Source organism: Streptomyces sp. NPDC002130, from assembly GCF_040296465.1.
Lineage (GTDB): Bacteria > Actinomycetota > Actinomycetes > Streptomycetales > Streptomycetaceae > Streptomyces.
In genome coordinates, this window is the sequence record NZ_JBEOXI010000172.1 from 1 (window position 1) to 18,121 (window position 18,121).

Annotated in this window: 16 protein-coding genes; 1 reads left to right on the top strand and 15 read right to left on the bottom strand. The window is 72.5% G+C overall.

Translation table 11 applies throughout. The features are described 5' to 3' along the window. Positions 1 to 326 precede the first annotated feature (326 nt). From ABT116_RS28045 to ABT116_RS28075, 7 genes are all read right to left on the bottom strand, one after another. Positions 327 to 1,943 carry an FAD-dependent oxidoreductase gene (locus ABT116_RS28045; protein WP_351639424.1) on the bottom strand — a complete coding sequence of 539 codons (1,617 nt, stop codon included), beginning with the start codon at positions 1,941 to 1,943 and terminating at the stop codon, positions 327 to 329. After that, positions 1,940 to 2,980 carry a methyltransferase gene (locus ABT116_RS28050; RefSeq protein WP_351639428.1) on the bottom strand — a complete coding sequence of 347 codons (1,041 nt, stop codon included), beginning with the start codon at positions 2,978 to 2,980 and terminating at the stop codon, positions 1,940 to 1,942. Before ABT116_RS28050 ends, ABT116_RS28045 begins: the two co-directional genes overlap by 4 nt. A 196-nt stretch (positions 2,981 to 3,176) precedes the next feature. Beyond that, positions 3,177 to 4,757: an MDR family MFS transporter gene (locus ABT116_RS28055; RefSeq protein WP_351639430.1), complete on the bottom strand. Its 1,581-nt coding sequence runs from the start codon at positions 4,755 to 4,757 to the stop codon at positions 3,177 to 3,179. Between the two features lie 214 nt (positions 4,758 to 4,971). Then, complete coding sequence (locus tag ABT116_RS28060) at positions 4,972 to 5,949, bottom strand: quinone oxidoreductase family protein (protein ID WP_351639433.1); 978 nt, start codon at positions 5,947 to 5,949, stop codon at positions 4,972 to 4,974. A gap of 155 nt (positions 5,950 to 6,104) precedes the next feature. Then, positions 6,105 to 7,082, bottom strand: a complete 978-nt coding sequence (locus ABT116_RS28065) for a quinone oxidoreductase family protein (RefSeq protein WP_351639436.1) — start codon at positions 7,080 to 7,082, stop codon at positions 6,105 to 6,107. Between the two features lie 117 nt (positions 7,083 to 7,199). Further along, positions 7,200 to 8,201: a methyltransferase gene (locus ABT116_RS28070; protein WP_351639439.1), complete on the bottom strand. Its 1,002-nt coding sequence runs from the start codon at positions 8,199 to 8,201 to the stop codon at positions 7,200 to 7,202. 94 nt (positions 8,202 to 8,295) lie between these two features. Continuing rightward, positions 8,296 to 9,852 carry an FAD-dependent monooxygenase gene (locus ABT116_RS28075; RefSeq protein WP_351639443.1) on the bottom strand — a complete coding sequence of 519 codons (1,557 nt, stop codon included), beginning with the start codon at positions 9,850 to 9,852 and terminating at the stop codon, positions 8,296 to 8,298. Positions 9,853 to 9,998: 146 nt separating this feature from the next. On the opposite strand from ABT116_RS28075, the gene ABT116_RS28080 reads away from it, so the two are divergent. Beyond that, entirely contained in the window at positions 9,999 to 10,484 is a 486-nt protein-coding gene (locus tag ABT116_RS28080; RefSeq protein ID WP_351639446.1) for a MarR family winged helix-turn-helix transcriptional regulator, read from the top strand. 141 nt (positions 10,485 to 10,625) lie between these two features. On the opposite strand, the gene ABT116_RS28085 is transcribed toward ABT116_RS28080, so the two are convergent. The 8 genes from ABT116_RS28085 to ABT116_RS28120 all read right to left on the bottom strand — a co-directional run bounded on the left by ABT116_RS28085 (position 10,626) and on the right by ABT116_RS28120 (position 17,879). After that, the gene (locus ABT116_RS28085; protein ID WP_351639449.1) at positions 10,626 to 12,266 is read right to left on the bottom strand and encodes an FAD-dependent oxidoreductase; all 1,641 of its coding nucleotides are present in this window, start codon (positions 12,264 to 12,266) and stop codon (positions 10,626 to 10,628) included. A gap of 40 nt (positions 12,267 to 12,306) precedes the next feature. After that, the gene (locus tag ABT116_RS28090) at positions 12,307 to 13,146 is read right to left on the bottom strand and encodes an ester cyclase family protein (RefSeq protein ID WP_351639452.1); all 840 of its coding nucleotides are present in this window, start codon (positions 13,144 to 13,146) and stop codon (positions 12,307 to 12,309) included. A 65-nt stretch (positions 13,147 to 13,211) separates the two neighbouring features. Continuing rightward, positions 13,212 to 14,174 carry a GNAT family N-acetyltransferase gene (locus ABT116_RS28095; RefSeq protein WP_351639454.1) on the bottom strand — a complete coding sequence of 321 codons (963 nt, stop codon included), beginning with the start codon at positions 14,172 to 14,174 and terminating at the stop codon, positions 13,212 to 13,214. 153 nt (positions 14,175 to 14,327) lie between these two features. Next, positions 14,328 to 15,101, bottom strand: coding sequence for an SDR family NAD(P)-dependent oxidoreductase (locus ABT116_RS28100; protein WP_351639457.1), 774 nt, complete (start codon positions 15,099 to 15,101; stop codon positions 14,328 to 14,330). Then, entirely contained in the window at positions 15,098 to 16,546 is a 1,449-nt protein-coding gene (locus tag ABT116_RS28105; protein ID WP_351639460.1) for an FAD-binding oxidoreductase, read from the bottom strand. Before ABT116_RS28105 ends, ABT116_RS28100 begins: the two co-directional genes overlap by 4 nt. Then, on the bottom strand, positions 16,546 to 16,914 hold the full coding sequence (locus ABT116_RS28110) for a hypothetical protein (protein WP_351639463.1): 369 nt from the start codon (positions 16,912 to 16,914) through the stop codon (positions 16,546 to 16,548). The genes ABT116_RS28105 and ABT116_RS28110 overlap by 1 nt, the downstream gene beginning before the upstream one ends. After that, entirely contained in the window at positions 16,911 to 17,267 is a 357-nt protein-coding gene (locus tag ABT116_RS28115) for a hypothetical protein (protein WP_351639465.1), read from the bottom strand. Before ABT116_RS28115 ends, ABT116_RS28110 begins: the two co-directional genes overlap by 4 nt. Before the next feature lie 51 nt (positions 17,268 to 17,318). Next, a complete protein-coding gene (locus tag ABT116_RS28120; protein ID WP_351639468.1) occupies positions 17,319 to 17,879 on the bottom strand; it encodes a class I SAM-dependent methyltransferase in 561 nt (186 codons plus the stop codon). Positions 17,880 to 18,121 lie beyond the last annotated feature (242 nt).

Consider the following 18,121-nt stretch of genomic DNA (forward strand, 5'->3'; position numbering starts at 1 on the left):
CTACCGCGGCCGTTTCAGTGGGGGCGCGGTGCTCCTTCTCGGAGCACCGCGGCCGCCGTGTGCACGCGGAGCGTGCGTCAAGAGGCTGCGCGTCCCAAGGGGCGCGGGGAACTGCGCGACCGGCCCCCGCCGGCCCGCAGCCACCCGACCACCGTTCACGCGCGAAGCGCGTCCCAAGGGGCGCGGGGAACCGCGCGACCAGCCCCCACCGGCCCGCAGCCACCCCGCTTACGCGCGAAGCGCGTCCCAAGGGGCGCGGGGAACTGCGCGACCGGCCCCCACCGGCCCGCAGCCGCCCGGCGACCCCATACGCACCCCCGTCGCGCCTAGACCCGGTCCAAAACCCCCCGCAGCGCAGCGATCGCCGCCCGGTCGACAGGCCCACTGCGCCCCGCAGTCGTACGCCACCCCACGAATCCGTCGGGCCGCACCAGAACCGCGCCCCCGGCCAGCAGACCGTACCGCCGCCGGAAGGACCCGTCCTGGTCCCACAGCCGCGTCCCCCGTCCGATCCGTACGACCTTCAGCCGGACGCCCAGCCGCTCGGCCTCCTGCTCCACCGCCCCGGTCCACCGGCCGGCCGCTTCGTCGACGAGCAGGGTGAATCCGTCGCCGTACAGATCGACGACCGACACCGGCCCCTCGGGCCCGTCGAGTTGCAGATGCGGTGCCCGCGCCCCGGGCCGCGCCGAGGGGTGCGCGGGGTCCTCCACGATCGCGTCGGGCGCCCCCTCCTCCGCGGCGAAGGCCCCGGAGCGGTAGCAGTACCCGAACGTCATGGTCGTCTCGTCGACCAGTTCCGCGGCGACCTCCTGGTACTGCTTGCCCTCCCGCACCGCGAACCGCAGCATCGCCTGCCGGACGGTCTCCTCGGCCACCGGCCGCCGCTCGGCGTCGTAACTCCGCAGAAGCCCGGGGCCGGCCGTGCCGGACAGCACCAGTGCCAGCTTCCAGGCCAGGTTGTACGCGTCCTGGATGCCGGTGCTGGCACCGAACGCCCCGGTGGGCGGCATCACGTGGGCGGCGTCCCCGGCGACGAACACCCGGCGGGTCGCGAACGTGTCCGCCACGCGCGCGGAGATGTCCCACGCGGGCATGTCCACCGACTCGATCTTCAGCGGCAGGTCGGGCACCCCGACCGCGGCGCGCACCAGGGAGGTGCACCGTTCCTCGGTGAAGTCCTCGGCGCGCTGGCCCTGTTCGGGGAAGAAGGAGACGTTGATGACCCAGCGGCGGTCGTTGTCGATGGGGATGATCGTGCCGCGCACCTCGGGGTTGTTGACGTACGCGGCGATGATCCGGCGGCCGCGCAGCGCCTCGGTCAGGTCGGCCTCGAAGAAGAAGCTGACGAGGTTGGTGATGGTGCCGCGGCCGTGCGCCCCGATGTCCAGCATCTCGCGCAGCGGGCTGCGGCTGCCGTCCGCCGCGATCACGTACTGCGCGTGGATCTGTGAACTCTCCCCGGTGGACAGGTCGGTGGTGTGGACCAGCACCCCGCCCCCGTCCTCCTCGTACTCCTCGATCGCGTCGACCCGGGTGGAGAAGCGGACGTCCGCCCCGGCCTCCACGGCCCGTGCCCGCAGGATCGGCTCCAGCTGGTTCTGGTCGATCAGCGTCCACTGGGTGGGGCTGATCCGGCCGATGTCCTCCGGTGAGGCACTGGGCATCCGCACGCGTTCCTTGCCGGCGAGGCTCTCGACGTGCACCAGGTCGGTGTTGCCGGAGATGGGGGAACGCCCGGCTCGTACCCGCTCCTCCATGCCGACCGCGCGGTACAGCTCCATCGTCCGCGGGTTGATGGCACGGGCCTTGGGGTGGGTGGAGGTGTCCGGGTGGCGTTCCACCAGGGTGGCCGTGACGCCGTGGTGGGCGAGGAAGACGGCCGCGGAGAGTCCGGTCAGTCCGCCCCCGACGATGAGAACGGGGGTCCGGTGCGACGTCATGCTGCCTCCTTGTGGGCGGTGACCAGGGTGTGGGTGCCGAGCAGGGGCTGGACGTCGCCGTCGGTGAAGCCGGCCCCGCGCAGCCAGGACCGGCAGTCCGCGATCCGGTACTCGGAGCCGTCGGGGCTGACCAGCCGCATGTGCAGGCTGCTGAGCAGCCGCTCCGGGTCGCTGCGGTCGTCGTCGATCATCCGGTCGTAGACGAGGACCGTGCCGCCGGGCCGCACCGCCTCGAAGACCCGGCCGAGCAGCTCGCGCCGCCGGGCGGTGTCGAAGCCGTGCAGGATGTGGCCGAGGACCACGACGTCGGCCGGCGGGATCGGGTCGGTGAAGAAGTCGCCGCCGGCGAAGGCGACCCGGCCGGTCAGGCCCAGGGCCTCGATGTGCTCGGTGAACAGCGGCCGGGTCCGCTCCAGGTCGAAGCAGGTCGCCTTCAGGTGCGGGTGCTCCCGTACCAGGACGGCCGCGAGGTTGCCGCGGGCGCCGCCGAGGTCGACGAAGGAGGAGTGGCGGTCCCAGTCGAGGCGCCGGGCGAGTTCGGCGCCCATCCGGTCGCTGTACGCGTCGAGTCCCGCCAGGAAGCGCTTCATCTTGGCGGGGTCCTTGTGCCGGTCCCCGACGAAGCCGCCCTTGTCCGGGTCGAGGTGCTGCGGCTCGCCGGAGCGCATCGCCTCGGTGAGCCGGCCCCAGGTGCCGTACAGGGTCTCGTTGGTGAGCTCGACGAAGCCGCCGAGGTACGAGGAGGAGTCCGGCACCAGATAGGCCTGCGCCAGCGGGGAGTTGCGGTAGCCGTCCGCCGTCCGCTCCAGCAGACCGAGCCCGGTCAGCGCGTCCAGGAAGTCCGGGACCATCCGGTGGTGTGTCCCGGTGCGCCGTGCCAGTTCGGCGGCGTCGGCGGGGCTTTCGGCCAGCGCGCCGAACACGCCGAGGGTGACGGCGCTGTGCAGCACCTTGGCGGCGCAGTCGGCAATGGTCAGCCGGATCAGTGGTCCGGGGTCGACCGCCGGAGCCGTCTGCGGGTCTTCGGTCGTTGTCACACGAGCCTCCTGGTCTGCCTCTGCCTGTTCTTCGGCCTGCGTCCTGCGTCGTACGGCTGTGCAGTGCCGACGATGGTCGCGAGCCGTCGATTCGGGCTCGAAGGGCGCTGAAGGGCGGCCCGGGGCAGGCTGGGCCGACGCACGAGAGCCGCCGTCCCGGGCGGGACGGCGGCTGTCGACCGGTGGGTGGGGACGTTCAGTTCTCCTCGGCGGCGGCCGTCTCGTGATCCTGGTGGTCCTCACCCTGGTGCTCGCCGCGCAGGGGGAGGTTCTTCATCGTCAGGGCGGCCAGCAACCCCAGCACGAGGACCGGTACGGCGGTGAGGAACACGGGGGTGAGCGCGGCGGCGTACGCCTGTTCCACGGCGTTGCGCACGGGCTCGGTGAGCCGGTCCAGTGTCTCGGTCGAGCTCAGCGCGTCGTGGTCGATGCCGCGCAGGGCACCCGGGGGAGTCCGGTCGGCGATCTCCTCGGTGAGCCGGTTGTAGAAGATCGAGGCGAACAGGGAGATGCCCACGGTGGTGCCCAGCTGCCGGGCGAAGGCCACGGTGGCGTGGACCGCGCCGATGTCGTCGCGGGGCGCGGTGTTCTGCGCGGCCATGGTGAGGACCTGCATGTTCAGTCCGGCGGCGACGCCGAAGACCAGCATGTAGGCGATGACCACGGCACGGGGGGTGCCGGTGTCCATGGTGGCCAGGAGCAGCGCCCCCGCGATGCCGACGGCCATGCTGAGCACGGGGTACCACTTGTAGCGCCCCGTTTTGGTGATCACCGCGCCGCTGACGACGGAGGAGGCGACCAGGCCGAACATCATGGGCAGCAGCACCACCCCGGACATGGTGGGGCTCGCGCCCGTGACCACCTGGATGTAGATCGCCAGGAAGTTGACCGAGCCGAGGAAGACGATGCCGGCCGCGACGCTCACCAGCACCGCGACGCTGAAGGTGGAGTCGCGGAAGAGGTGCAGCGGGATGACGGGTTCGGGGGCCCGGCGCTCGGCGGCGACGAACGCCACGGCGAGCAGCACCGCTGACGCGGCGAGCCCGAGGATCCGCCAGTCCAGCCATTCGTACTTCACACCGCCCCAGCTGGCGGCCAGGGTGAGCGCGACGATGGCGGCGCTGAGCAGGACGAAGCCGGTGTAGTCGATCCGCGCGACGCGGTCGGCGCGGGGCAGGTGCAGGCAGGTGGAGACCAGCACCAGGATCACGATGCCGACGGGCAGGTTGATCAGGAAGACCCAGTGCCAGCTCAGCAGGTCAGTGAGAGCGCCGCCGACGGCGGGCCCGGCCAGCGCGGCGAGGGCGAAGACGATACCGAAGAGGTTGAAGTACTTGGCGGCCTCACGCGGGTTGAACAGCTCGCCGATGATGGCGAGCACGGAGACGAAGAGTCCGCCGGCGCCGATGCCCTGCACGGTGCGGAACAGGATGAGCTGGTCCATGGACTGGGCGGCGCCGCTCAGCGCGGAGCCGGCCAGGAACACCGCGACGGCGATCAGGAAGATCTTCTTGCGGCCGAAGAGGTCGCCGAGCTTGCCGTAGACGGGCGTGGTGACGCTGGCGGCGATGATGTACGCGGTCGTCACCCAGGCGAAGACGTCGAGACCGCCGAGGTCCCCGACGATGCGGGGCAGCGCGGTGGCCACGATCTGCGAGTCCAGCATGGCCAGGAAGACGGCCAGCAGGCAGGCGGTGATGACGGGTTTGATCCGGGTCTGGGGTGGGGCGGCGACGGTCGTGAGCGGGCCGTCTGCCCCGGTGGTCCGGGAGGGCACGGTGATTCGCCTTTCGGGCTGGAGTGGGTGCCATCCCCGTCCCGCGGGCCGTGGCCGGCCGGCGTCGCTGCGGTGTGGGATCCGTCAGGGGATTGCCGTGGACTGCGCCGTACGGCACGAGTGCTCTCGTGCCGTACGGCGAGTGGCCGGTCCCGAACGGGGGAAGTCGTGACCGGCCACGTGGGTGAGGAGGCGGTGGGCCGCCGGCCCCGTGTCAGGGGACGAGGACGACCTTGCCGAGCTGGGCCCGGGCCTCCATGAGTTCGTGCGCCTTGACGGCCTCGTCGAGACCGAGCCGCTCGTGGACGATCGGGCGCACCTTGCCGGCGGCGATCATGTCGAGCAGGTCGCGCTGTCCCGCGGCGATGGCCTCGGGCTTGTTGTAGAGCATGGCGTACAGGGCGAATCCGGCCACGGTCTTCATCCGGCTGAGCATCAGCGGGTGGATGGGCTGGATGTCGCCACTGGCCGAGCCGTAGAAGACCAGCCGGCCGAACTGGGCCGTCAGGGCGATGGACTTGGTGAGGATGTCGCCGCCGACGGTTTCCAGGACGACGTCCACACCCCGGCCGTCGGTCGCGGCCCGGACCTGGTCGTCCCAGTCGTCGTCGGTGTAGTTGACGGTGACGTCGGCACCGAGGTCACGCACGAAGTCCAGCTTGGCCTGCGTACTGGCGGTGGCGATGACCTTGCCGGCGCCCATCGCCTTGGCGATCTGCACGGCGAGGTGGCCGACGCCCCCGGAGGCGGCGTCGATCAGGATCGACTCTCCGGCTCTGAGCTGGCCGGACTCCTTGATGGCGTGGTACGCCGTCTGGGCCGGGCTGGGCAGCAGGGTGGCCTCGGCCGCGTCCATGGTGTCCGGGATGGTGATGGCCCAGGCGGCGTCGGCGGTCACGTAGTCGGCGTAGGCACTGTGGTCGACGTCGACGACGACACGGTCCCCGACGCCGAGGGTGGTGACGCCCTCGCCGAGTGCCTCGACGACGCCGGCGACATCGCCACCGGGGGCGCCGGGCAGCGTGGCGTGGCCGCCGATCGGGATGCCCTGGCGGCGCTGGACCTCGGCGAACGTGACACCGACGGCCTCGGAGCGGATCAGCACTTCGCCCGGTCCGGGCTGCGGCTTCTCCGCCTCTTCGACACGCAGCACCGAGGGGGCGCCGTGCTCGTAGTGGCGGACGATTCGCATGGTGTTCTCCCAACTAGGAGGTGTAGTCGAGCCGCAGAGGTCGTCGCGCGGCTCCGCCCAGGGATCCGGGTTACATGGTGTGGAACAATTACATGTCGTCATGCATGCACTTGTCAACCGCACATCAGTGATTCGATGCACGGCATGAGGAAGGGTCAGGGAACGAGCACCACACGGCCGAGCTGGGAGCGCGACTCCATCAGCTCGTGCGCGGCCGCGGCGTCCTTCAGCGGCAGCTCGGCGTGGACGACGGGACGGACCGTGCCGGAGGTCACCATGTCCAGCAGCTCCCGGGCGCCCTGGGCCATGGCGTCGGGCTTGGCGCCCATCACGCCCCACATGCTGAAGCCCATGACGATGCGGTTGTCGAAGATGTCGGCGACATCGATGGCCGGCAGCTCGCCCCCGGCCGCGCCGTACACGACCGTCCGGCCGAACGGGGCGGTGAGGTTCACGGACTTGGTGAGGATGTCGCCGCCGACGGTCTCCAGGGCGACGTCCACGCCCCGGCCGCCGGTCGCGGCGCGCACCTTCTCGTCCCAGCCGTCCTCGCCGTAGTCGACGGTGACGTCCGCGCCGAGGGAGGCGGCGAAGGACAGCTTCTCCGCACCGCGGGCGGCGGCGATGATCTGGCCCGCGCCGAGCGCCTTGGCCATCTGGACCAGCAGATGGCCGATGCCGCCCGCGGCGGCGGTGATCAGCGCGGTCTCGCCGGGCTGGAGCTTCGCCGCCGTGACGATCACGTGGTAGGCGGTCTGGCCGGGGATGGGCAGCGAGGTGGCCTGGCCCGCGTCGATCCCCTCGGGGACGGCGAACAGCCAGTCGGCCTGGGTGACGACGTACTCGGCGTACCCGTCGGCGGCGACGCCGGTGACCACCCGGTCACCGACCTTCACCTGGTCGACGCCCTCGCCGAGCTGCTCCACGACACCCGCGACGTCACCGCCGGGCGAGCCGGGAAGCGTGGCGGGACCGCCGACCGGGATGCCCTGACGGCGCTGGCACTCGGCGAAGTTGACCCCGATCGCCTCGGCGCGGATCAGCACCTGGCCGGGGCCGGGGGTGGGCTTTTCGGCCTCTTCGAGCCGCAGCACCGAGGGGGCACCGAACTCGTGGTGTCGGACGATACGCATGGACGTACTCCTCTTTCTCTGTTGTCTCTGTCTTCTGTCGTTCGCCTGCGTGCACGACGGGGCCTCGCCCTGCCTGCCCGGCCTGCACGACGGGGGGCTGGGGGAAAGCGAGCCGGATCAGGCCCGGGTGAGTTCGACGAGCGAGCGCACCGGCCCCAGGTCGACCACGCGGCGCAGGGCGAGTCCGGCAGCGGCCGCCAGCTCGCGCAGCTGCTCGGTGGTGCGCATCCGCCCGCCCAGGTAGATGAGCATCCGCAGGTCCAGATCCGTCTGGTCGGTCTGCACGTCGAGCAGACCCTCCAGGACCATGACCCGGCCGCCCGGACGCACGGCCTCGGCGCAGCGCCGGAGAATCTCGACCGCCCGGGCATCGGGCCAGTTGAGCAGGACGTTGGACAGCAGGTACACGTCGCCGTCGGCGGGCAGCGGATCGAAGAAGCTGCCGACCACCGCCCGGCAGCGCTCCTGGAGGCCGGCGGCCGCGAAGTCCCGCTCGGCCGCCGCCGCGGGAGCCTCCAGGTCGAGCAGTGTGCCCCGCGCGCCCGGGGTGGCGTCGATCACGGCCGCGAGCAGGTCCCCGCTGCCGCCGCCCACGTCCACAACGTGGCGGACGGCCTGCCAGTCGCCCTGGGCCAGCAGTTCGGGGACGACCCAGCGCATGCTCGCCGCCATCCGCCGGGCGAAGGCCTCGGCGAGCGCGCCGTCGGACTCGACGTCCGTCCAGAACTCCTGCCCGTACAGCGCGGAATAGACGGGTCCGCCGGAGCGCACCGCGTCGAGCAGGCGGAACACCGCGGCCTCGCCCCGGCCGGTCGGGCCGTCCAGGCGGAGCCAGTCCCGGCCCGACTGCGGGACGTCGTCGCGCAACAGGACACCGAGGTCCGTCGGTTCGTAGCCCCCGTCGGGGAGGGTGCGGTAGATCCCGGCGTTGACCAGGTGCCCGAGGAGACGGCCCAGAGCGGTCGCGTCCACGTTCACCTCCCGGGCCAGTGCCTCGACCGTGACCGCTCCGGCGGCCATGTGGTCGGAGAGTCCGAGGGTGGCGGCCACTCTGATGGCCATGGGGGTGATCAGGTCGCTCTTCTCCAGTAACTCCTGCGACCAGGGGGGATTGCTCACTGCTTCCTCTCACGTGCACAAGCGATGTGGGGGGTGGGGAAGGTGCCGCGCCGGCCGGAGGGAGGCGCCCCCTCCGGCCCTTGTGGCCCCTTCGTCAGACGGTGCCGAACCAGGTGGTGACGGCCGCGGTCAGCGATTCCCGCAGCTGCGGCTCCGGCATGTCCCGGTCGGCGGCCCAGGCGACATAGCCGTCGGGGCGGACCAGCAGACCGGCCAGCTGCGGCTCTTCGGCGCACTCGGCCCTCACGTGCTGGAGCCGTCCGGCCCAGGAGACGCCCGCGGCCCACTTCTCGTGGACCTGGCCGATCAGCGAGTCGCCGGTCAGGTCGAGCAGCAGACCGGTGCCGCGCTTCAGGTACTTGGGGAGGGGCCGGACACCCTCCTCGGTCTTCAGTTCCAGGTCGCGGGCGAAGTCGCCGAGCAGCCGGTGCTCGGGGCCGTCGATCGCGTAGCGGACGGTGACGCCGCTGAGCATCTCGGCGAGGTACCGGTTCACCTGCTCGGTGCGCATGAGGTCGGTGAACAGCTCACGCAGCGGGGTGACGTACGGGTCCGGGTTCATCAGCGCGATCTGCGCGCGGGTGTTGGCCAGCACCTTGCGGGCCGGCGCCTGGCGCTCCCGGTCGTAGCTGTCGAGCAGGTCCTCGGGAGCCCAGCCGTGCACCGCGGCGGCGAGCTTCCAGCCGAGGTTGAAGGCGTCCTGGAGACCGAGGTTGACGCCCTGGCCGCCGACCGGGAAGTGGGTGTGGGCGGCGTCGCCCGCGATCAGCAGCCGGCCCTCGCGGTAGCGGTCCGCCTGGCACGCGGAGTCGGTGAAGACGGAGAGCCAGCGCGGCGCGTGCGCGCCGAGGTCGTCGCCCCAGATCTCGCGCAGGCTGGCGGTCAGCTCGTCCAGGGTTAGCTCCGCCCCGGGCTCCCGGTCGGCCTCGAAGTCGAACGTGGAGACGCGGTGGTAGGTGTCGTCGAGCGGCACGCAGAACAGCAGGCCGCGTTCGGTGCGCTCCATGCCCATGGGGGCGTTCTCACGGTCGGCGAGGATCACGTCGCCGAGCCGGGCGGTGACCCGGCCGCCGGTGCCGGGGAAGGCGATGCCGGCCGCCTGCCGGACCAGGCTGCGGCCGCCGTCGCAGCCCACGGCGTAGCCGGCGCGCAGGGTGTAGGTGCCGTCGGGGCCGGTGACCTCGGCCTCGACGCCGTCGGCGTCCTGGCGTATCGCGGTGACCTCGTGCCCGCGCCGGATCTCGGCGCCGAACTCGGCGGCGCGCTCCTCCAGCAGCCGTTCGGTCCGGGTCTGCTCGGAGAGCAGGGCGTAGCCGTGCGCGCTGTCGAGGGTGGAGAAGTCGACCCACTCGTCGAGGCCGGCGAAGTGGCCGTTGTTCCAGGAGCGGGCTCCCTCGCGGAACCTCTTGAGCAGGCCGCGCCGGTCGAGGGACTCCAGGGAGCGGGCGTGCAGCCCGAAGGCCTTGGAGTGCGGGGTGCGCTCGGGCAGCCGCTCGAGCACCACCGCCCGGACGCGGGCGATCCGGAGCTCCGCGGCGAGCAGCATGCCGACGGGACCGCCGCCGACGATCAGCACGTCGAAGTCGACGTCGGTGTCGTAGGCGATCTCGACGTCGCGATCGGAGTGCTCGGGTGGCACGGACTGGAACATGAGGTTCCCCCTCTTGGGTGTTCGCGACAGATGGTCGCGCTGGGCCGCGATAGATGTTCGCTGACAGGTATATGTTTAATGTCATGCAGTCGATTGAGAGCATACAGATGCTCGTCTGCCGTAATCAACTCGCTTAGAATGCGGACATGGACACTTCGACTCAGCCCCCGCCGCGGGCAGCGGATCTGCTCGACGCTGTCGGTCCCGCCTTCTCCCGACTGCGGCGTGCGCAGGCGCTGAATGTGGAGAAGCAGGTGTCCCGCAAGGACTTCACCAGGACGCTGGTGCTCAACATCGTGCAGGACGGGCCCGACCAGGAGGGCCAGGAGATCACCGTCGGTGTCGTGGGCGAGCGGCTGGCCGTCGACCCCTCCGTGGCGAGCCGGATGGTCTCCGACTGCATCTCCGCCGGTTATCTGATCCGTGCGGCCTCGCAGCGCGACGGCCGCCGTACGATCCTGCAGCTCACCCCGGAGGGGCACGAGACGCTCGCCCGCTTCCGACGCCACCAGCGCGCGGCCTTCGAACGCATCACTCAGGACTGGCCGGAGGAGGAGCGGCTCGAGTTCGCCCGCCTGCTGATCAAGTACGTGGACTCCGTGGGCGAGTTGCAGCACGACGGTTCCGCGTAGGTTCCCCGCGCCGCTGACCGGGGCGGGCAGGGAACAGCACGCCGGGCCGAGGACGGCGCCCCGCCGCCCCGGCCCGACCCGCGACGCGCCCCCGGGCGCTACGCGCACCCCCGCCGGAGCCGCGGATGCGCCCGAGGCATCTCAGCCCCGGCCGAGCACGCCCCGGAGGACCGCCCCCAGCACCGCGGTTTCCGCTCCCCCGGGGTCCGCGCCCGGCGAGCGCCACGCGACGACTCCGTCCGGCCGTACCAGCACGGCCCCTTCGGGGCGCAGACCGCCGTAGCGCTCGGACCAGCCGCCGTCCGGGTCGGCCAGCGTGCCCGCCCCGGCCTCCGTCCCCGGCACCACCCGGCGGGCGGTGAGTTTCAGGCCCAGCTCGGCGGAGACGGCGACGGCCGCCGAGATCCACTCGCGGCCGTTCTCCCCGGTCAGCAGGACGAAGTCCCGCCCGAAGAGGTCGAGCGTGGACACGGGCTCACCGCCCCTCAGGAGCTCCACGTACGGCGCCCGGGTGCCCGGCGCCCCGCGCAGCCCGCGCGGATCGGAGGCCACCGGCAGGTCCGCGCCGCCCGGCTCCGCCACCACCGCGGCGGACCGGTAGGCCTGGCCCGACGTCACCGTCACCGCGTCCGCGACGGCCGCCCGCTGCTCCGGGGTCGCGGTGCCGGAACGCAGGGCGAGCTGGAGGGATCCCTGCTCGGCCGTGTAGACCGCCACGGGCCGTCGCTCGGCGTCGTACGTCTCCACGAGGCCGGCCCCCGCGACGCCCCCGACCACCAGGGCGAGCTTCCAGGCGAGGTTGTGGGCGTCGGCGATTCCGGTGTTGGCCCCGTAGCCCCCGGTCGGCGGCACCACGTGCGCCGCGTCCCCGGCCAGCAGCACCCTCCCGTGCACGAACCTCTCGGCCACCTGCTCCGCCATGTCCCAGGGGAAGCGCGAACGGATGGTCACCTCGGTCCCCGGCGCTCCCACCGCGGCCCCCACCAGCTCGGCACAGCGGTCGTCGGTGAAGTCCTCCAGGCTCTCCCCGTCCTCGGGCCGGTACCCGACGATGAGCGTGCCCCCGGTCAAGGTGTCGTCATGCACGAGAATGCCCGTGACCTGGGGGTTCTGCACATGGACCACGCTGTAGCGGCGGTCCCCCAGCACCGGGCGCAGATCCGCGCCGAACGCGATGCTCACATGACGGGACAGCACCCCGCGCCCCTGCCGGGGCACCTTCAGCGCCTCCCGGACGGTACTGCGCGGCCCGTCGCAGGCCACCAGGTAGGAGCCGCGGAAGGTACGGGTGCCACCCGCGCCGTCGTCGAGAACGGCGGTGACCCCCTCCGGGTCCTCAGCGAAGGAGACCAGCTCCGTACCGAACCGGAGGTCGGCGCCGAGCTCCACCGCCCGGGCCCGCAGCAGCGGCTCCAGCCGGTCCTGCGGCAGCAGGAGCAGCCGGGACGGGGTGAGGTCGCCCAGGTCGTCGTCGCCCTCCAGCTCCTCCTTGCTGAACAGCACCTCACCGGCCAGCGAGGTCACCCCGGCCCGGGTGCGGTGCGTGGCGAAGCCGGACGCCTCCCGTACGGCTGCGTCCTCGACCCCTGCCTGGCGCAGCAGTTCCCCGGTCCGGGGGTAGTAGCCGACGGCCCTCGGATGGATGGACGTGCCCGGGTGGCGCTCCACCAGGGTGCACCGGACCCCGTGCCGGGCCAGGAACACGGCGGTGGACAGCCCGACGAGGCTGCCGCCGACGATCAGTACGGGTGCGCTGTCGGAACGGTCGGAAGCGGAGGTCATCACACGGTCCCTCTCTGGGTGATCAGGCTCGGGCGCAGGTTCACGGGGTCGGCAGTCCGGCCCGTCCCAGGGCCAGGTAGTCCACGACCTCCCAGTGCTCCGCGACCTTCCCGCGCTCGATCCGGAACTGGTCGCAGGTACGCATCTCCAGGGGCAGCCCGGAGGGGCCGCCTCCGCTCCACGCCCCGGTGAGCGTGCCGGTCCAGGTCACGAAGACCATCACCCGGTCGTCGGCGGCGACGATGTGGTCCACGGTGGTGACCAGGTCGGGGAAGGCGGCGATGTTGTCGGCGAAGAACGCCTTGAACGCGTCGAGCCCGTCCGGCACCGCGTCCGTACGCATGTTGTGGTGCCGGTAGTCCTGGTGGTAGTAGCGCTCGGCCAGGTCCAGCCGGTGCTCGCTGAAGACGTCGCGGTACGCGCCGAGCACCAGCTCCGCGTTGGCCCGCTCGGTGTCGCTGTGCGGGCCGTGCAGCCCGGGGGCGGCCGGCTGACCGCTCCGGTCCGGCCCGCCGTCCACGCCGTGCGCGACGAGCACGTCACGGTCCACCACGTTCCAGTGCTCGGCGACCCTGCCGTCCGCCAGACGGTACAACTCGGCTGTGTGCATCCGGAGTTCGGCACCCGAACGGGAGCGTCCGGTCCAGGTCGCGAAGAGCATCACCCGGTCGTTGCCGGCCACCAGGTGGTCGATGTCCGCGCGCAGCACCGGGAACGTGCGCTCCGACGTCCGCCAGTCCGCCGGGTCGTGCTCGACGTGGTCGGCGTGGAAGAAGCGATCCGCCTCATCGAAGCGGCGCTCGCGGTAGAGCGTCCCGTACAGCTCGCGGATCAGCTCGGCGTTGCGCGTGCGCTGCCCGGCAGGGATCACGGTGGTCATGGGTTCCTCTCGCTCGGCTCTTGATCGGGGTTCGGGGATCGGGACGGATCCGGGGTGCTGTCCGCTCAGGCCTTGAGCGCGTAGGTCGACCAGTACGAGTCGGCCTCGAAGCCGAGCTTCCGGTTGAGCGCGACCACGGCGGTGTCGGCGGTGTCGTTGAAGACCTGGACCAGCGCGAGCCCGCTGTTGTCCCGGGCGGCCCCGAGCAGCAGCTCGCTCTTCAGCCACGTGGCGAGACCGCGCCGCCGGTGCTGCGGCAGCACCAGCGTCTCGCCGGCGTCCGCCATCGGGCTGTTGCGCACGAACAAGGTGGCGTACCCGACGATCGCGGTGCCGTGCTCGGGCAGCGCCGCCACGACGTGCGGCAGATGCCCGGCCCGTTCCGCCTCGGCCTCCCGCGCCCGTACGTCGTCGGCGGACGGACGCCGGATCCTGGCCTGGCCGTTGACCCGCTCCTCCAGCACGCTCCAGGCCCGCGCGTAGGACTCCACCAGGTCGTCGGGGCAGGGCCCCCGCCACGCCACCAGGCGGTACCCGGGCACCGGCCGGGCCGCAGCGGCCTGGAGCACCGCCGATGCGGGCCCGGCCAGACGGAGCCGATGGCGCACGCTCTCGCCGAGGAGTTCGGCTCCGAGCCCGGCCGCGAACCGCTCACCGGCCACCGCCCTCGGGGCGTCGGCGAGCAGCAGGTCCCGCCCCCGCTCCCGCAGCGCCGCCAGCCCCGCGGCCGCCAGCGCCCGCCCGGCACCGCGCCGCCGGAAACCGGGGAACACCCACAGCGAACCGTGTCCCGGCCCGCTCGGATCCCCCAGATCCAGCCCCAGCTTCAGCACACCGGCCGGGGTGCCGCCGTCGTACGCGGCCAGCACGATCCGGTCCGTCCCGTGCCGCCGCTGGAACAGCCGCGCCAGCAGGGCCTCCGTCACCGGCGGGTCCCCGGGCAGTTCCAGACTCATGGTGTCCCGGAACCCGGGAAGCAACGCGGCGATGGTCGCCGGCTCATCGCCGTCGAGGCTACGAATCTCCATGCCCCACACGGTGACCCGGGCCTCTCGAAACACCGTCGAGGACAGCTCGACACCGGGCGCGGGCACCGGCCGGAACGGAGCGGGCCCCGCCGCACTCCCAGATCCCTGGAATGCGACGGGGCCCGTACCGGGGTCGGACGCCGATCCGGCCCGTCAGGCGCCGCCCGTCACGCGGAGCGTCTCGCCGTTGGTGTTGCCGTTGGCGGCCGAGCCGAGGAAGGTGACGGCCCGGGCCACGTCCTCGGGAGCGGACATCCGGCCCGACGGCAGGGTCTTGCCCTTCTCCTCCAGGAAGCCCGGCGGAACGTGCGCCCGCACGGTCTCGGTGCTGGTCTGGCCGGGCACGACCATGTTGACCAGGATCCCGTCCGGCCCCAGCTCCCAGGCCAGGCTGCGCATCAGCCCGAAGAGCGCCGACTTGCCCGCGCCGTAGGCCCCCGCCCCGGCCTTGCCGGTGTCCGCGAGGCCCGCGCCGAGCAGCACGATCCGGCCCCACGGCCGTCCGCGCATCCACGGCAGCACGGCCTGGAGCGTGTGGAACACGGCGTGGACGGACGTGCGCAGCACCTCCTGCCACTGCTTCGCCGGGACGTCCTCGAAGCGGGGCACCGGCTGCCCGGGCCGCGGGATCGCCTCGCTCCAGACCACCGCGTTGGCCACCAGCACGTCGATGCCGCCCCACTCCTCGGCGACCCGCCCCACGGCGTCCCGTATGCAGCGCTCGTCCGCGAGGTCGTAGCGCACCACCAGCGGTGTCCCGCCCGCCTCGGTCACCAGCCGTGCCGTCTCCCGCGCCCCGTCCTCGTTGCTGTGGTACGTGATCGCGACCCTGGCCCCCTCCTCCCCGTACGCCACGGCCGTCGCCCGGCCGATCCCCGAGGAGGCGCCGGTGACCAGCACGACCTTGTTCCGCAGATCCGTCCTCATGAGTCCACCTCGGTCGTCGGGGCACGGCCGATGCTCTGCGCGTGCCGGAAGAAGTCCTCCGGGTCGTAGGCCCGCTTCACGGCGCGCAGCCGGGTCCGGTTCGCGCCGAAGTACTCCGTCTCCCAGTCCTCGCTCACCCGCGAGCTGGGGAAGTTGATGTACGAGCCGCAGGCGAGCGGCGTGAGGGCCGCGGCCGCCCGGTCCGCCAGCGCGGTCAGCCGCGCCGGCGCCGCCGGGTCCGTCGCCGCCTCGCGGCAGGCGAACTGATAGCCGACCAGGAACCGCGCGTCCCGGTGCGCGTAGGCGGTCGCGCCGCTCGGCACCCGGCCCGCCGCACCGCCCAGGGCGATGCACAGCAGGTAGCGCTCCTGCCCCGCCGCGTCGAGCGCGGGGTCCCAGGCGTCGAGCAGGGCCGCCGATTCCGCCGGTGTCGCGGCCCGGCCGGTGAGCCGGTAACTCTGCCGGGTGTACGGGTGGCGGTGCCCCTCGGCCTCGGGCCCGGTGCCCGTACGACGGCACTGGGACACCGTCTTCGAGCCGCACAGCGCCTCGTGCATCACCTCGGCGTACCCGCCCCGCGCGCCGACGGTCCTGCTCAGCGGCTTGCACCCGGCCCGCTCCGCCAGCTCGTCCAGCCCGTCGCGCAGCACCTCGTCCGGCCCCAGGTGCACCCCCCAGACCCGGACCACCGGACGCCCGCCGGGCCCGAACATGCCCGGCAGCACGACCAGGGAGGTACCGAGCTCGTCGGGCCCGTCGACGGCCCACTCCTGCCAGGCCGTCAGCACCTCCACGGCGTCGTCGTACGCCCACAGCGTCTCGAAGCCGGTCAGGGCGGGCGCGTCGATCGAGCGCACCTCGAACTCCGTGACCACCCCGAAGGTGCCTCCGCCGCCACCGCGCGACGCCCAGTACAGGTCGGGCTCCTCGGTGGGCGAGCAGCGGACGGTCCTGCCGTCCGCGAGCACGACGCGCGCCGCGGCGACCCGGTCGCTGCCCAGCCCGAACTTCCGCGTCTGCCAGCCGATGCCGCCGCCGGTCAGGAATCCGCCCGCGGCGACCGTGGGGAACGTCCCCGTGACGATCTGCCGCCCCTGGGTCCGCAGGGCGTCCAGCGCGTCCAGCGACTGGACGCCCGCCCCCAGCCGCACCACGGGCCCCTCGGCGACGACGTGGTTCATCCGGGACAGGTCGACGACCAGCCCCTCACCGGTCGACCAGCCGTTGAAGCTGTGGCCGCCGCCCCGGACGTGCGGCCGCACCCCCCGCTCCCGGGCGTACCGCACGCACAGCGCGACATCCCGCTCGGAGGCGCAGTACGCGACGGCGTACGGCTCGATCGTGTCGTACTCGGTGTTCTGAAGCTGCCGGGCCGGAGCGAAGCCCGCCTCGTCCGGCAGAACCAGGTCCCCGTCGAGCCGGTCCCGCAGCGCCGCCGCCCGCATCAGTCGTCGATGCCGAACTTGCCGGCGGTCACCTTGGACCCCGCGTGCCCGCGCAGCTTGGTGCCCTGCGGGTCGAAGAACTCGGCACCGCCGGTGCCCTGCCACTCGGTGTCCGAGACGAACTCGCCCGACACCCGCACGTGTGCCTCGCCCACGTGGTTGCCCTCGGGGTCGGCGGCCAGGATGTGGAAGCCGTACTCGAAACTGTCCGGGCCCGTGGCACGCCAGGTGCCCAGGCCGATGTTCTTCGTGTTGAGCTGGGTGGAGACGACCGTGCCGTCCGCCGAGAAGCTGACGAGCCCGGGGACCGTCTTGCCGTCGTCGTCCAACTGCGTGGTCCAGGTGCCGACCAGCCGTACGTCGCTCATCGCAGATCTCCTCGATTCTCTGGGGAAGCCGGTGGAACGGGGGGAACAGGGGGAGCGGGTTGCCCGGGCCAGGCTTCCGGCCCGCTCTCAAGACCCGCTCGAAACGCCCTGTAGCCGGACTGCTCGCCGGGCTGTTCCTCCCGCGGCGGTGCGCACGCGGGCCCCAACTCCGGGTGCCAGAGCGCGGCCACGTGCACGGAGCCGAGGGCCACCAGCGCGCGGTACGCCGGCAGCAGCAGGTAACGCACCAGCACTCGCCACACGGCGCGCGGGGCCGTGACGCGGGGCGGGACGGTCTTCTTGTCGGGGTGTCCCTCGGGCAGGAACTCCGGGTCGAACGGACGAAGGGACACGGCACTCCTAGAGGGCGGCCGGCACGGATGCGGTCAGGCGGCGCGGATGCGTCAAGCGGCGCGGACGGCCATTTCCACGCCGCCGTCGCCCTCGCCGTCGAAGGGAAGGGGGAGCGACACGTAGCCGCTGCCGGAGAACCGGACATGGGCGAGGAACTCCGCGCACGGCGCCGGCACGTCCCGCACGCCGAGGGCCACCACCACCGCGCCCGGAAGCATCCTGGGTTCCACCAGCCTCAGCAGCGGAAGGAAAGACTCCGGCGGGCCGCCGAGCAACAGCAGGTCCACCGGTCCGGGGACGGTCGCCAGCGACCGCTCGGGACGGCCCACCCGTACCTCCGCGTACCGTCCGAGCCCGGCCTTCTCGACCGCAGCAGCGGCGGCCTCGGCACGTACCGCTTCCGGCTCGCAGCAAATGACCCGGCCGTGCCCGTTCTCGCTGATCGCGGCCGCCAGCCCGGCGGTGAACGACGCGTACGGGCAGCCGATCTGCAGCACGGTCAGCGGCCCGGCCGCCAGCACCAACTGCCGCAGGAGGGTTCCGGTGGCGGCTTCGAAGGAGGGAACGGCGGCTTCGGCCGCAGGGTCGGTACAGGAAACGGCATTGGGCATGCGGAACTCCCCGTCACGAGTTTCGAGACGTTCGCGGTCTCTTCGCCGAGAGTTACAGACGCCGTCCCCACGGGCGACGGCCCTGGATGCCTTCGCGAGCGAGACTCCAGCCGCACTCCATAAACCGCGTCTGAGGCAACGACGGGCCTAGGGCCTGTCGTTTGGATCAGGCCGCAGGGAATCGGCGGATCCTTTCAACGCCGGTGAGCGGGGCCTGGCGCGTGGAGCTGCAAGGCGGAGGA

Coding starts and splice junctions, on each gene's coding strand:
- ABT116_RS28105 (WP_351639460.1), bottom strand. CDS start 16,546: ATGCGGGCGGCGGCGCTGCGGGACCGGCTCGACGGGGACCTGGTTCTG.
- ABT116_RS28110 (WP_351639463.1), bottom strand. CDS start 16,914: ATGAGCGACGTACGGCTGGTCGGCACCTGGACCACGCAGTTGGACGAC.
- ABT116_RS28075 (WP_351639443.1), bottom strand. CDS start 9,852: ATGTTCCAGTCCGTGCCACCCGAGCACTCCGATCGCGACGTCGAGATC.
- ABT116_RS28085 (WP_351639449.1), bottom strand. CDS start 12,266: ATGACCTCCGCTTCCGACCGTTCCGACAGCGCACCCGTACTGATCGTC.
- ABT116_RS28095 (WP_351639454.1), bottom strand. CDS start 14,174: ATGGAGATTCGTAGCCTCGACGGCGATGAGCCGGCGACCATCGCCGCG.
- ABT116_RS28080 (WP_351639446.1), top strand. CDS start 9,999: ATGGACACTTCGACTCAGCCCCCGCCGCGGGCAGCGGATCTGCTCGAC.
- ABT116_RS28060 (WP_351639433.1), bottom strand. CDS start 5,949: ATGCGAATCGTCCGCCACTACGAGCACGGCGCCCCCTCGGTGCTGCGT.
- ABT116_RS28100 (WP_351639457.1), bottom strand. CDS start 15,101: ATGAGGACGGATCTGCGGAACAAGGTCGTGCTGGTCACCGGCGCCTCC.
- ABT116_RS28045 (WP_351639424.1), bottom strand. CDS start 1,943: ATGACGTCGCACCGGACCCCCGTTCTCATCGTCGGGGGCGGACTGACC.
- ABT116_RS28090 (WP_351639452.1), bottom strand. CDS start 13,146: ATGACCACCGTGATCCCTGCCGGGCAGCGCACGCGCAACGCCGAGCTG.
- ABT116_RS28065 (WP_351639436.1), bottom strand. CDS start 7,082: ATGCGTATCGTCCGACACCACGAGTTCGGTGCCCCCTCGGTGCTGCGG.
- ABT116_RS28120 (WP_351639468.1), bottom strand. CDS start 17,879: ATGCCCAATGCCGTTTCCTGTACCGACCCTGCGGCCGAAGCCGCCGTT.